Source organism: Bacillus carboniphilus, from assembly GCF_039522365.1.
Taxonomy (GTDB): Bacteria; Bacillota; Bacilli; order Bacillales; family JC228; genus Bacillus_BF; species Bacillus_BF carboniphilus.
The window spans coordinates 13,153-26,128 of record NZ_BAAADJ010000001.1; the positions used below are offsets into that span (position 1 = coordinate 13,153).

Genomic DNA, 12,976 nt, shown 5'->3' on the forward strand with positions numbered 1-12,976 from the left:
TTACCAATAGATTTCTATGATTCAATGAGTGCAACAGAATATATATTATGATTCACTCTAGAACCAGATATTAGGAGAAAACATAGCGAAGTGCCTCCAATGAATTTAAATCAAATTTAAGGTGTCTAGCGCTCCATTTGCGGGGTGATTTTTAAAAACGTGAAAACAAACTCAATTAAGCTTGGAGGTGGGTGTATGACGTGTCTAGAGAGCCAAGTCCTAAAAGATTAAAAGCTTTAAAAATATGGTTGAAAAGTGGTAGAGAAAAGAAACCGAAAGAGATTGCTGAGGAGTTAGGAGTTAGTGCGAATCAAATTCGAAAGTGGAAATGCGTAGACAAATGGGAAGAGATTCCTGATACACCTAATAAAAGAGGTGCACCTTACCGGAATAAAAATGCTGTAGGTAATAAAGGTGGAGGGGCTCCGCCAGATAATCAAAACGCTGTAAAGCATGGTATGTTTCGTAAGTGGCTTCCTAATGATAATGAGCTAAAGGAAATATATGATGCTGCTCGAGAAGGAATGAGCACACTTGATATTCTCTATGAAGAAATTCTTATTGGATTCACAAATTTTATTCGTGCCCAGAAGTTGATGTATGTTAAGGATCAAGACGATATGACAAAAGAATTAAAGAAAGAAAAGTTCTTTAAAGAAAAAGTTGAGAGAATCAACGATGATGGGGAAGTAGTTGAGGAATTTGTTGAGACACAAGGGGAACGAGAGTATGAGATTCAATTTGCCTGGGACAAGCAGGCAAAACTTCTAACTGCTCAAGCTGCAGCAATGAGAGCATTGACCTCTAAAATAAAACAATATGAAGAGTTAATTAGAACTCTTCCTCCGAATGATGTTAAGGAAGAGCATAGATTAAGAGCAGAAAAACTTAGAGCAGATATAAAGGCGGTTAAATCTAAGGCATGGTAAACATGTCTTTTTATTTTATTTAAGAGGAGTAGATTGTTATGGCAAGAAAAGACGAAGTTAAAGCTAATGTGGTAAAAGAAACTGAGAATTTATTAGTGTTTAAAGCTAATAGACCATTAGATGAAGCACAGTTTAAGCTACTGTCTAAGCTGGTACGTGAAGAGGAAGAAAAGTCTGGGGTTAAGATTGTGTTAGTACCTAATAGTGTAGATATTGTAGATTATAAAGATTTAGTGGGGTATGCAGGTGATCCAGAAGGTGAGCAAGTGAATTTACAACCTAGAGAAGCAGTTCTGCCTCTAAATAAAAATAAAACCATAACCCTTGAAGGAACGGTTGAAGAGGTTAATAGTCAAATCACAGCTGAAATAGGCGAGGACGGACTAAAGGATTTACTTAAAGCAGAACAAGAAGGTAAGAATCGCAAAGGAGTTACCGAACACATCCAAACCTTACTAAACACTGAGGGGTAAAAATGGCTAAGTATTCAATCCTTAAATCGTTCTATGCTTCAGATGAGTGGATTACTCTTCGATTGCAACTAATCAATAAACGAGGGAATGAGTGTGAAAGGTGCCATAAGATTATTCCTAAATCTAGGGACATAATTGGTCACCATACAATCGAGCTTACTCCTGAAAATGTTCACGACAGAATGATTAGCTTAAATTCAGATAAAATAGAACTGGTTTGCTTTGACTGTCATAACAAGGAACATAAGCGCTTTGGTTACAGTGGTGAGCGAAAGGTTTATGTAGTCTATGGTCCACCAATGAGTGGAAAAAAAACATTTGTTAGGCAGAACATGAGTCGTGGTGATCTAGTCGTAGACATGGATAACTTATATGCTGCAGTATCTTTACTACCTGAATATGATAAGCCTGACAACTTATTTACAAATGTGATAGGCATTCATAATAAGTTAATAGATAACATCAAGACCAGGTTCGGGAAATGGAATGATGCCTGGATTATTGGTGGTTATGCTGACAGATACAAGAGAGAAAGATTAGCAGAAGATTTAGGAGCAGAGTTAGTCTTCTGTAATGTTAATAAAGATGAATGCTTAAGAAGATTGGAGTTAGACGAAGAAAAGAAATATAGGAAAGACGAATGGAAGGGATACATTGAAAAGTGGTTTTCTTCTTACACCGAGTAAACCCCCCCGGTCTTATAAATATTTTTATCCCTCGGGGACCGAGGGGGGGACCCTTTTTTCACACACGGCTAAAATTTTGAAAATAGATGGAGGTGGTTTGAATCATGTCTAAAAAGGCCGAATACGAAAAAGAATTGGCAAAGTTATCTGAGATTTTCACAGATGTTGAGGAATCGAAGCGCAAATTAGTTGAAGGACTTTGTGAGGATGCTGCCTTTCTAAAAGCAGAAAACTATGTCCTCAAGGAAACATTGTCAAAAACAGGCATGGTGAAAATCCATCCAGAGCATCTGGAGCTCCAAAAGCCAATTGAAGCCTCCAAACAGTACCTTAAAAACGTGAATAGCTATGCTGTAATAGTGAAAACTTTGAATGGTGTTCTTAATAAGAACATGATTGAGGATGAAGATGAATTGAGTGAGTTTGAATGAGTTTAGTTAAACACCCTCTAAATAACCCTTATGAATTTGAGGGCACTCATTCCTATCTTTTGGAGTATATCAGTAAGTGTAAATCTGGAGATATTTTAATTGGGCAAGAGTTAATGATGATGCTAGACAAGTTACTTACTCATTTTGATGATCCAGAAATTAAAATAGATTTTACCGATGGACACAAACGGATTAAATTTATAGAGACAAAGTGTAAGCATTTTGAAGCACCATTTGCTGGGAAACCCTTTCTACTGGAGCTTTTTCAAAAGGCATTTGTCGAAGCAATTTATATATTTAAAATATTTGATGAAGAAATCAATAGATATGTAAGGCTTTATCAAGATATTTTATTCTTGGTTGCCAGAAAAAATGGAAAAACCCCACTAATCTCAGCTCTTTGTTTAGCTGAGTTTTTTTGTGGAGAAATGGGTACAAGAATCCTTTGTTCAAGCAACGATTATGAGCAAGCAGATCTAATGTTTCAAGCAATTAACTCAATGAGAGAGGAAAGTAAGACCCTTTCGAATGTAACAAGAAGTAATATCAAGGGTATTTTCTTTGGAAACCCTAAGAAGCCAAAGAAGACGGGCAAGTTTAGCTATAAAAACAAAGGACAGATTAAAAAGATATCTGCAAAAACAGGTGCTAAAGAAGGAAAAAATATTAAGGTGGGCGCAGTTGATGAGGTCCATGAGTTGAAAGACAATACATCCACCATGCCAATTCGACAAGCGGTATCAACTCAAGATGAACCACTTTATATTGAACTAACAACAGAAGGTGTCATAAATGAAGGGTATCTTGACGAACGGTTACGCGAAGCTAGACAAGTTTTAAATGGTGAACTAGAAAGACCTAGATGGTTAATCTGGCTTTATACACAGGATAGTGAGCAAGAAGTGTGGCAAGATGAGAAATCATGGGACAAATCGAATCCTGGTAATGGAGTGATTAAGAAAAGAAGCTTCCTTAGGAAGATGATTGAAGAAGCAAAGACTAGTAAATCTATGCGGGTATTCGTTTTATCTAAGGATTTTAATATCAAACAGAATAACGCTTCTGCATGGCTTACTCCTGAGGACATCAAAAATGAAGAGACCTTCGATATTGAAGAATTCCGTAACGGATTCGCAATTGGAGCAGTTGACCTTTCGAAATCTGGCGACTTAGCCGATGCTAGGATACTTTTAATGAAACCAGGTAGCCAAAAGAAATATATGTTGACCAAATATTTTATTCCTGCATCAAAGTTAGAAGAATTAAATCGTGAAGACCGAGAAATGTTTAAGGAATGGATTAGACAGGACCTTATCGCTGTGTCTCCAGGTAACGAAAATGATTTTAGTCTAGTTACTGCATGGTTTGTAAAACTATTTAAAGACTATGGTATTCGGGTCTATAAAACTGGCTATGACAAATGGTCAGCTATTTATTGGTCAAAGGAAATGGAGGACTATGGGTTTGATTGTGTTCGAGTAAGTCAAGATTGGGGCAGTATGTCAGAACCTATGAAACTTGTAGAAGCAGATTTGAAAAGTAATCTTATTAACTACAACAATCATCCTATCGATAAGTGGTGTTTAGAAAATACAGCTTTAAATATTAACTCAAAGATGGAAATCATGCCTGTTAAAGTCCAGGGTAAAGAAGATAAGAAGATTGATGGTGCTGTGACGATGATCATTGCTTACAAGGTTTACATTGATAACCGAACGGAATTCCTTTCACTAGTAGGGAGGTGATGTATTGGCTTTTAAAGATTTATTTAAAAATATGTTTTCTAGTAATAAGCAGTTGGAATACGCAAAGCTTTTGAATGGGTACAGTCCAATATTTTCTCAGTTTGGTCAGAATGTTTATGCTTCGGATGTTGTGCAAATGTGTATTGATGTTATAGCCAGTGAAATTAGTAAGCTTATTCCCAAACATATACGTACCAATCCTGATGGTATGCAGGTGACAGTAAAGAGTAGTCTCAACAGATTATTAAAGTTCGCACCTAATGAACTAATGACGACTAGAGACTTTCTTGAAAAAATAATCTGGCTATTATTCATGAACTGTAATGCTTTTATTTATCCGATTTATGAATTTCGTACCAACTCAAGAGGAGAGACCATTAAAGAATTTATCGGGCTATACCCATTAAATCCTACTGTGGTTACTTTTCTGCAAGATTCGACGAATAAAATTTTCATTGAATTCCAATTTGATAATGGAACTAAGTTCACCTTAGCTTATTCCGATGTTATTCATTTACGAAAAAAATTCTCAGTGAATGACATAATGGGTGGAGGCATAGATGGACAGCCAGACAATCAAGCCTTGCTAAAAGTGCTGCAGATTAACGACAGTATGTTACAAGGATTGGAAAAAGGAATCAAAACTAGTCTTTCAATTAGAGGGATATTAAAAATCAATACAATGCTCGATGATGCTAATCAAAAAGCGGAGCGGGAGAAGTTCGAAACTGCTATTGCAAGTGGAAAAACTGGTATTATGCCTATGGATTTAAAGGGTGATTACATTCCCATTAAGCCCGATATCAAACTGATTGATAAAGACACATTAGAATTCTTGGAAAATAAGATTCTCAGATATTATGGTGTGTCTGTACCTATTTTAAGTGGGGATTTTACCGATGAACAATATCAAGCCTTCTATGAAAAGACACTTGAACCAATTATTCTGAGTTTTGCACAGGCCTTTTCCAAGACTTTATTTTCTCAGCGAGAACTTGATTTCGGAAATGAGATTGTTTTCTATCAAAAAAATATGATGTACCTGAGTACAAACGCCAAACTTAATCTCTTAAAGACTGCTGGTGAACAAGGGCTTCTCTCTGATAATCAAAAATTGGCTCTTTTGGGGTATCCCCCAATTCCAGATGGAGATAGAAGAACCATGTCCCTCAATTATATCGATGTGAGTTTAGCAAACGCCTATCAAATGGGTAGAAAAAACAATGGAAAAGGAGGCATTGAGGATGAGTAAAAACCAATTTCCAGTAAAAACAGGGCCTGTAAAACGTAATTTTGGAATTGCGGATCTTCGTGCGGTTGATGATGGTAATTATATCGAAGGTCATCCAGCCATATATGATCAAATTACGAATATCGGAGGCTGGTTCCAAGAAGTAATTGAACGAGGAGCCTTTGATGGATGCGATTTTGATGATGTTTTATTTAGTGTGAACCATGATCTAAGAAAAATCCCTCTTGCCCGAAGTAGGAGAAACAATGGTAACTCAACCATGCAACTACGCACGGATGAGAGAGGTTTATATATAAAAGCTAGCCTCGATGTTGAAAATAATAGTGAGGCAAGAGCTCTTCATAGTGCAGTAAAAAGAGAGGACATCAATGGGATGTCTTTTATTTTTTTCGTTGATGAAGAGAAATGGGAAGACCTTGAAAGCGACATGCCGACAAGGCGTATTCAAAAGATTTCAAGAGTAATAGAGGTTAGTGCTGTCAATTTCCCGGCATATTCGGGAACTGACATAAATGCTCGTGACCAGTCTGTGTTGGATAACGCAGCAAAGGCATTGGAAAATGCCCGGTCTCAGTTGGATAACTCGAACAGCGAGCTTGAAATATTAAAACTAAAAAATGAAATTTTGATGAAAGGTTAAGGTGAACCATACATGAAGAAGAAACTGTTAGCTTTATTAAAGAAAAAAGAGGAAAGAAAAAAGGAACTTGGAACAAAATCTAGTGCTGCTTCAACTGTAGAAGAATTACGCAGTATCAATGCGGAATTAGACACTCTTAATGGTGAAATTGCAGAAATGAGAAGCATGATTGATGAAATGCCAGATGATGATGAGCCTAATGGCGACCCACAACAACGTAGTCAAGAGCCTGGAAACCCTCAACAACGCAACCAACCAGTTGGGGTAACAAATGTAATGGGTGCCTATGGATTTAACCAAGGGAACCCACAACAACCTAATCAACGTTCGGTTGATAAGCTTGATACTCCTGAATATCGCTCTGCCTTTATGGACTATGTAACAAAGGGCGTTCGTTCAGATAACCTTGAATTTCGTGCTGATGCCACTACGGGGACTGGTGATATCGGAGCTGTATTACCAACAACTATTCTAAATAAGATTGTTGAAAAGTTAAAAGATCATGGTCGTATTTGGTCAAGGGTTACTAAAACTAGCCTCCAAGGCGGTGTAGAAATTCCGCTATCAAATGCAAAACCAGCGGCTACGTGGGTTGCTGCAGGCACCATGTCTGACAAACAAAAGAAAACAACAAGCGGTGCCATTACTTTCTCATATCACAAATTACAATGTCGTGTTGCTGTTGAGTTAGTTGCAGGAACTGTCGCATTGCCTGTATTTGAGCAAACAGTCACAGAAAACATTTACGAAGCTATGATCGTGGCGCTTGAAGAAGCTATTATCAATGGTACTGGCGTTGGCCAACCGTTAGGTATTGCTAAAGATACAGCGATTCCAGCAGAACAAATTGTCACTTTAGCTGCTGCAGATTTCGGTAAATATGAAACTTGGACCTCTGTATTTGGTAAATTACCTCGCAAATACAGAAATGGTGCAGTCTTAATTATGGCTGATGCTGACTGGACTAAATATATTGAGGGTATGGTTGATTCAACTGGCCAACCAATTGCTCGTGTAACATATGGGCTTGATGGAACTCAGCAAGAGAAATTACTTGGTAAAGATGTATTGGCAATTGAAGATTACCTTTCATCTGTTGATGATGCGGTATCAGGTGATGTTGTGGGTATTGTCTGTAAGCTTTCTGATTACATGGTAAACAGCAACATGCAAATGACATTCAAACGTTACTTCAGTGATGATACAGATGAATGGATTAGCAAGTCGACTTTAATTGCTGATGGTAAACTTGCTGATCGAAATGGAGTCGTGCTAATTAAGAAGGCTGCAACTGTTTAAGGCGGTGTTCTAATTGACTGATGCTGAGTTATTGGTTGAATGTAAAAAGGGTTTAGATATAACCCAAGAGACAACTGCATTTGATGGTGTCTTAAATCAGAAGTTGCTTGCGGTAAAGTCTTATATGCTTGGAGCTGGTGTTTCTGAATCAACTATTTCTAGTAATCCTTTAGCTGTAGGAGTAATAGTAATGGGTGTTGGTGATTTATGGGGAACAAGCGGGGGAGAAACTAAATTTTCTCCTGCTTTTCATACATTACTCACACAACTAACCTATGACAGCGGGGTGACGAGTTGAGGAAAGACAAACTAGTTAGACTTCTTGAGGTCGTCTCTCAAGAGGATTCAGATGGTTTTAAAGAAGATGTTGTTCTAGTGGAAAAAGAAGTATTTGCAACAAAGAAATCAGTCACTCGTACTGAGTTTTATCAAGCAGCACGCAGTGAAATAAAACCTGAAATTCTCTTTGAAGTATGGGCGGGGGAATATCAAAATGAATCCCACCTAGAATTTGAAGGGAAACGCTATAAAATCATTAAAACGTACGAAGTAGATTCAAAAAATCTGGAGTTGACCTGTTCCAGTTATTAAGAAGAAAGAAGCGGGTGAGTAAAACATGCCAATGGAACTTTCAGGTATGAGTCAATTACTCTCAAATCTTCAACAACGTTTTAAAATAACCGAAGAATTAGCAAGGGAAGCGCTCCATGCTGGGGCAGAAGTGTTAAAAGTAAAAATGGAGGAATTGGCTCCGCGATCTTCTTTTCAAGGGGAACACTTGGCTGACCATATTATTATTACAGCAATTCGAAATGGCACACTTGACGTTGGTCCTCATAAGGACTTTTTTTATGCGCATTTTTTAGAATTTGGTACATCAAAAATGCCAGCTCACCCTTTTGCTCAACCAGCATTTGAGGCATGTAAGGAGCAAGTACAAATGGCAATGATGAATGTAATCAGAAGAGGGTTACGCATATGAGTTTAAATAGCCTAATCTTGTCTACTTTGCAACCACTAGGTATCCCAGTAGATTTCCAAACTTATGAAGGAGAAAGCACCACTTATATTACGTTTTTTGAATATAATCAACGTTCAGCGTTGAATGCGGATGATGACGAGGATATAACCTCGCATTCAATCCAATTGGATGTGTGGTCAAAGGGCAATTACAACAATATTGTCCAGCAGACCAAACAACTCTTAAAAGGTATAGGGTTCAGACGGACCCATGAAACTGAATTTTATGAAGAAGAGACGAAAATCTATCACAAGGTTCTTCGTTTTTCTTATTCTAAGGAGGAAAACTAAATGCCATTAGTTGGATTAAAAGATTTATATTACTCAATTTTAACAAGTGATGATGGTACTGGCGTTGTTTATGAAACTCCAAAAAAATTAGCTTCAGCAATCAGTGCAACTATAACCCCTACAGTAAATAGTGCGACATTATATGCTGACGATGGAGCTTCTGAGACTGTCTCTACATTAGGAGAAACGACAGTAGCATTAAACGTAAAGGATATTCCGAAGGTTGCACAAGCTGATTTATTAGGCCACTCTGTTAATTCAGAAGGCGTTCTAGTACGTAGTGCATCAGACAAAGCACCATATGTAGCTATTGGTTTCCGTTCCGAAAAGGCTAATGGTGAATATCGGTATGTTTGGTTGTATAAAGGGAAATTCCAACCGCACACACAAAATTACCAAACAAAAGGTGACACACCTTCATTCCAAACACCAACCATCAATGGGGTATTTGTCAAACGTGAACATGATGATCAATGGCAAGTAGAAGTGGATGCAGATGATGCAGCTGTAACGGATCCAACAATTATTGATAATTGGTTTACAGCAGTTTATAAAGAAACACCACCAACAACAGTGTAAGAGCGGTCATTTGACCGCTCTTTTTTAGAAAGGGATGAATTAAATGAATATAGCTTTAAGAATAAATGGTGAAGAAAAAATTTTTACTACTGCATTTATTCCAGGATTGGTGTTAAGAAAATTAGCTGAATATCAACTGACAATGGATTTTAGAAGGTTGTCTCCAGATGAAACAGACAAACTAGTTGAACTGGTATGTCTTTCTTTTGGAAATCAGTTCACGCTAGATGAATTCTACAACGGTGTAGACCGCAGAGAACTAATGACTGAAATATTACGAATTTTATTTGTTGATATAAACGACCCTGATGGTAAAAAAAAATAAACCCACGTGAACTCTATCAAAATCTTAAAAATACCTACAGAGTTTTGTTGAAAAACGGAATTTCTTTGAAGGAAATTGATGAAATGGACCTTCGATTTTACTTAGAATTGCAACAAAAAGAAGAACAACAAGCGTTTATAGACCAATTATGGTAGGAGGTAGGTGAGATGACAGAAGAAGTTGGAACGTTAAGAGTCTCACTTTCTCTGGAGGAAGCCTCTTTTACTCAGTCAGTACAGAATATTAACCGAAAAATAAAGGCCTTAAATAGTGAGTTTAATGCTGCTAGAGCAGGCAATAAAGAGTTTGATGAGAGTTTAGAGGGGCTTAGATTCCGTTCTCAGAACCTCTCCAATGTCCTCAATCTTCAACGTGAAAAGGTTGAACAACTCAAACGCCAATATGAACAAAGTGCTTCTGCTACAGGACAAAACTCCAGGCAAACAGAAAATCTTCTCATTCGCTATAACCAAGCAGTTGCTACCATGAGGCGAACAGAATCCCAATTAGAAGACATCAACACACTAATAGAAGAACAATCTGACAGTTGGAGAGAGTTAGGAAGTAGACTGGATGAATCTGGCGAAAGAATGAGAGAATTAGGCCAGCAAACAACAGAATTGGGAGACAATCTTACTACTAAACTTTCACTACCAATCGCTGCTTTTGGAGGAGCTGCTTTTAAAAGTGCTTTAGACTTTGATCTAGCAGCGGGGAAAATCCAAGCTCAGTTAGGGCTAACTGCAGATGAAGCAGAGAAATTAAACAAAATTGGACAAAATCTTTGGGAAAATGGATTCGGTGAAAACATAGGAGAAGCGGGAGCAGCAGTATCGATAGTTGCAAGGAACATGAGAGATATTCCAATTGAACAACTCGAGGCTGTTACTGAGAATGCTCTAACGATTGCTGAAACCTTTGAAAAAGATGTATCAGAAGTGACTCGTTCAGCTAATCAATTGATGAAAGATTTTGGTCTAACTGCTGATCAAGCATTTGATTATATAACCAAAGGATTCCAAAAAGGATTAGACTATTCTGGTGAATTTTTAGATGTTATCAACGAATACTCGCCTCAATTTAAGGCTTTGGGTTTTTCCGGACAAGAATTTTTCAATACATTAGCAGCTGGTGCACAATCGGGTGCATTCAACCTCGATAAAGTCGGAGATGCAGTAAAAGAATTCAACATCAGGGCAAAAGACGGGTCTGATCTAACCAATCAAGCATTCGAGGACTTGAACCTTAATGCTGAAGAAATGTCTTTGAATTTCGCCAAGGGTGGGGACCAGGCACAGAAATCTTTTAAAAAGGTTGTACAAGAGCTCTCAAAGGTTCAAGATCCACTCAAAAAGAATGAAATTGGGGTAGCACTATTTGGAACCCAATTTGAAGACCTTGAAAAAGATGTTATAGCCGCATTAGGCACTACCACAGATCAGTTCGGTAATGTTGAGGGTGCAACAAAGGACGCAGGAAAAGCGATGTATGACAACTTTGGCACTCGTTTACAATCCGTTTGGCGGGACTTGCAAAAGGATATGCTTCCAGTCGGTAATCAGCTTTTAGACATTGCAGAAAACATATTACCAGAAGTGGCAGAAGTTGTTACAAATGTGACCGATGCATTTAACGACTTATCCCCAGAAGGTAGGAATGTAGTTTTAACTTTAGGTGGTATAGCTTTAGCAGCAGGTCCTGTATTAAGTGTCGGCGGACGGTTGATTACAGGATTCGGTTCTCTCACTGCTGCCATTGGTACGACTACAGTAGCTGCAAGAACTGCAACAGGTGTTATGCCATTATTAGGGGTAGCGATGAAAGCTGCATTGGGACCAATTGGACTAGTCATTAGTGCAGTTGGATTAGTTGCTGGAGCATTTATTGGAGCCAAGGATGAGACAAAGGCTTTCAAAGTCTCACTGGAAGATTTAGCAGCCACTCAAGAAGAGGTTAGTCAGACTGATCAAATGATAGAGCGTTTTGATAATTTACAATCAAGAAATAGGCTGACCAATGATGAAATGTTAAAATTTCTAGACCTACAGGCAGAGTTAGAAAGAACATCAACACCATCTAAACTAGATGAAATAAAAGTAAAACAAGAAGAACTCATTGAAAAGTCAGGTCTGACTAATGATGAAATGCAAGAATTTGTGGACCTTAATGGAAAAATAATTGAAATGGCACCAGAGACTCAGAAAGCTATTTCATCGCAAGGAATTGCCTACGCAGAGAACACAGATGCAATCAGAGCAATGAATCAAGAACAATTAAAAACACTGAAAATAGAAGCTGAACAAGCGGTTATAACTAGGTTAGAAAAAGAAAAAGAATTAAGAGAAGAGAATAAAACTCTTGTCTACGAAATGAACCAGGCTGAAGAAGAACAACGAGAACTTTTAAAAGAAATTGAAGAACTTGATCGATTTATAAAAGAGGAACAAGAACGTATAAACAAGTTAAAAGCCGAAGGCAATGAATTGAATGCAAATGAAATTCGCCAAGGTGAAATGAACCTAGAGGGATTAAAGGAATCCTTAGAGGTTTTGAAAGAAGATCGTGAAGTATTAAATAATCGCATAATAAAAAAGGCAGAGTCTATAGGTTTAAACAACGAGGAACTTCAACAATTAGAAGCTGCAACAGGTAAGTATGAAGAAATTATACTTGGTACCGTGGGACTGAATGCTGAAAAGGGTAAAGGACTAGAGACCCTTACAAATGAGCTCTATAGACTCCAAGAGCAAAAGAACGAAATTGATAAGCTTTATGCTGCTAACCAACTAACGACCTTCGAATACAACGAGCAGATCACTAGCATTAACGGTCAAATTGAAAAATTGAAAATAGCCAAAGGTGAAATGGAAAACATAAACTTAATTGCAGGTGAAACTGTCTACAAGGATGTCATCATAGAAGCAAACTTAAGTTACCTGGATGAATTAGAAAGGCAGTTAAGCCGACCAGTTTATAAACCAGTTATTACTAGAGTTGAGAATGGCCCATCAATCGCAGCTTATGCGGATGGAACGGATTATCATCCATACAACGGATTAGCACTTGTTGGAGAAGAGGGACCAGAGCTAGTTTACCTTCCAAAAGGTGCTCAGGTCTTTACTGCTACAGAGACGAAGGGAATGTTGAACCAACCAAAAGGAGGAAGTTCTACTTCAATTAGTTCAAGTTCAAGCGTTGTTCACAATAGATTTAATATCACAATCCCAGCTTCTGATTTAGAAGAAATAAGAACTATAAATGATTTCTTTAACCGACTAGAACAAGCCCATAATTCACAGTAAGAAA

The 12,976-nt window shown here is 37.7% G+C and carries 15 protein-coding genes; all 15 read left to right on the forward strand.

What is annotated here, in order from left to right; translation table 11 throughout:
* Positions 1 to 200: 200 nt before the first annotated feature.
* The 15 genes from terS to ABDZ91_RS00205 all read left to right on the forward strand — a co-directional run bounded on the left by terS (position 201) and on the right by ABDZ91_RS00205 (position 12,972).
* Entirely contained in the window at positions 201 to 929 is a 729-nt protein-coding gene (terS, locus tag ABDZ91_RS00135) for a phage terminase small subunit (protein WP_343795241.1), read from the forward strand.
* A gap of 38 nt (positions 930 to 967) precedes the next feature.
* Complete coding sequence (locus ABDZ91_RS00140; RefSeq protein WP_343795243.1) at positions 968 to 1,402, forward strand: hypothetical protein; 435 nt, start codon at positions 968 to 970, stop codon at positions 1,400 to 1,402.
* A gap of 2 nt (positions 1,403 to 1,404) precedes the next feature.
* Positions 1,405 to 2,088 carry an HNH endonuclease signature motif containing protein gene (locus tag ABDZ91_RS00145; RefSeq protein WP_343795245.1) on the forward strand — a complete coding sequence of 228 codons (684 nt, stop codon included), beginning with the start codon at positions 1,405 to 1,407 and terminating at the stop codon, positions 2,086 to 2,088.
* Between the two features lie 104 nt (positions 2,089 to 2,192).
* Entirely contained in the window at positions 2,193 to 2,519 is a 327-nt protein-coding gene (locus ABDZ91_RS00150; protein WP_343795247.1) for a hypothetical protein, read from the forward strand.
* The gene (locus ABDZ91_RS00155) at positions 2,516 to 4,264 is read left to right on the forward strand and encodes a terminase large subunit (protein WP_343795248.1); all 1,749 of its coding nucleotides are present in this window, start codon (positions 2,516 to 2,518) and stop codon (positions 4,262 to 4,264) included. The genes ABDZ91_RS00150 and ABDZ91_RS00155 overlap by 4 nt, the downstream gene beginning before the upstream one ends.
* A 4-nt stretch (positions 4,265 to 4,268) precedes the next feature.
* Positions 4,269 to 5,516: a phage portal protein gene (locus ABDZ91_RS00160; protein ID WP_343795250.1), complete on the forward strand. Its 1,248-nt coding sequence runs from the start codon at positions 4,269 to 4,271 to the stop codon at positions 5,514 to 5,516.
* Positions 5,509 to 6,156: an HK97 family phage prohead protease gene (locus ABDZ91_RS00165; RefSeq protein WP_343795252.1), complete on the forward strand. Its 648-nt coding sequence runs from the start codon at positions 5,509 to 5,511 to the stop codon at positions 6,154 to 6,156. Before ABDZ91_RS00160 ends, ABDZ91_RS00165 begins: the two co-directional genes overlap by 8 nt.
* Positions 6,157 to 6,168: 12 nt before the next feature.
* The gene (locus ABDZ91_RS00170; protein WP_343795254.1) at positions 6,169 to 7,455 is read left to right on the forward strand and encodes a phage major capsid protein; all 1,287 of its coding nucleotides are present in this window, start codon (positions 6,169 to 6,171) and stop codon (positions 7,453 to 7,455) included.
* Positions 7,456 to 7,468: 13 nt separating this feature from the next.
* Positions 7,469 to 7,753: a hypothetical protein gene (locus ABDZ91_RS00175; protein WP_343795256.1), complete on the forward strand. Its 285-nt coding sequence runs from the start codon at positions 7,469 to 7,471 to the stop codon at positions 7,751 to 7,753.
* Entirely contained in the window at positions 7,750 to 8,046 is a 297-nt protein-coding gene (locus tag ABDZ91_RS00180) for a head-tail adaptor protein (protein WP_343795257.1), read from the forward strand. The genes ABDZ91_RS00175 and ABDZ91_RS00180 overlap by 4 nt, the downstream gene beginning before the upstream one ends.
* Before the next feature lie 25 nt (positions 8,047 to 8,071).
* Positions 8,072 to 8,437 (forward strand): HK97-gp10 family putative phage morphogenesis protein, encoded by a 366-nt coding sequence (locus ABDZ91_RS00185; RefSeq protein ID WP_343795258.1) that lies wholly within the window; start codon positions 8,072 to 8,074, stop codon positions 8,435 to 8,437.
* A complete protein-coding gene (locus ABDZ91_RS00190; RefSeq protein ID WP_343795260.1) occupies positions 8,434 to 8,766 on the forward strand; it encodes a hypothetical protein in 333 nt (110 codons plus the stop codon). The genes ABDZ91_RS00185 and ABDZ91_RS00190 overlap by 4 nt, the downstream gene beginning before the upstream one ends.
* Positions 8,767 to 9,345 (forward strand): major tail protein, encoded by a 579-nt coding sequence (locus ABDZ91_RS00195; RefSeq protein ID WP_343795262.1) that lies wholly within the window; start codon positions 8,767 to 8,769, stop codon positions 9,343 to 9,345.
* 43 nt (positions 9,346 to 9,388) lie between these two features.
* Positions 9,389 to 9,670: a phage tail assembly chaperone G gene (gene gpG, locus ABDZ91_RS00200; protein WP_343795264.1), complete on the forward strand. Its 282-nt coding sequence runs from the start codon at positions 9,389 to 9,391 to the stop codon at positions 9,668 to 9,670.
* Positions 9,671 to 9,837: 167 nt separating this feature from the next.
* Entirely contained in the window at positions 9,838 to 12,972 is a 3,135-nt protein-coding gene (locus ABDZ91_RS00205; RefSeq protein WP_343795266.1) for a phage tail tape measure protein, read from the forward strand.
* Positions 12,973 to 12,976: the final 4 nt, after the last annotated feature.

Coding starts and splice junctions, on each gene's coding strand:
- gpG (WP_343795264.1), top strand. CDS start 9,389: ATGAATATAGCTTTAAGAATAAATGGTGAAGAAAAAATTTTTACTACT.
- ABDZ91_RS00165 (WP_343795252.1), top strand. CDS start 5,509: ATGAGTAAAAACCAATTTCCAGTAAAAACAGGGCCTGTAAAACGTAAT.
- ABDZ91_RS00185 (WP_343795258.1), top strand. CDS start 8,072: ATGCCAATGGAACTTTCAGGTATGAGTCAATTACTCTCAAATCTTCAA.
- ABDZ91_RS00190 (WP_343795260.1), top strand. CDS start 8,434: ATGAGTTTAAATAGCCTAATCTTGTCTACTTTGCAACCACTAGGTATC.
- ABDZ91_RS00155 (WP_343795248.1), top strand. CDS start 2,516: ATGAGTTTAGTTAAACACCCTCTAAATAACCCTTATGAATTTGAGGGC.
- ABDZ91_RS00140 (WP_343795243.1), top strand. CDS start 968: ATGGCAAGAAAAGACGAAGTTAAAGCTAATGTGGTAAAAGAAACTGAG.
- ABDZ91_RS00170 (WP_343795254.1), top strand. CDS start 6,169: ATGAAGAAGAAACTGTTAGCTTTATTAAAGAAAAAAGAGGAAAGAAAA.
- ABDZ91_RS00150 (WP_343795247.1), top strand. CDS start 2,193: ATGTCTAAAAAGGCCGAATACGAAAAAGAATTGGCAAAGTTATCTGAG.
- ABDZ91_RS00145 (WP_343795245.1), top strand. CDS start 1,405: ATGGCTAAGTATTCAATCCTTAAATCGTTCTATGCTTCAGATGAGTGG.
- ABDZ91_RS00205 (WP_343795266.1), top strand. CDS start 9,838: ATGACAGAAGAAGTTGGAACGTTAAGAGTCTCACTTTCTCTGGAGGAA.
- ABDZ91_RS00195 (WP_343795262.1), top strand. CDS start 8,767: ATGCCATTAGTTGGATTAAAAGATTTATATTACTCAATTTTAACAAGT.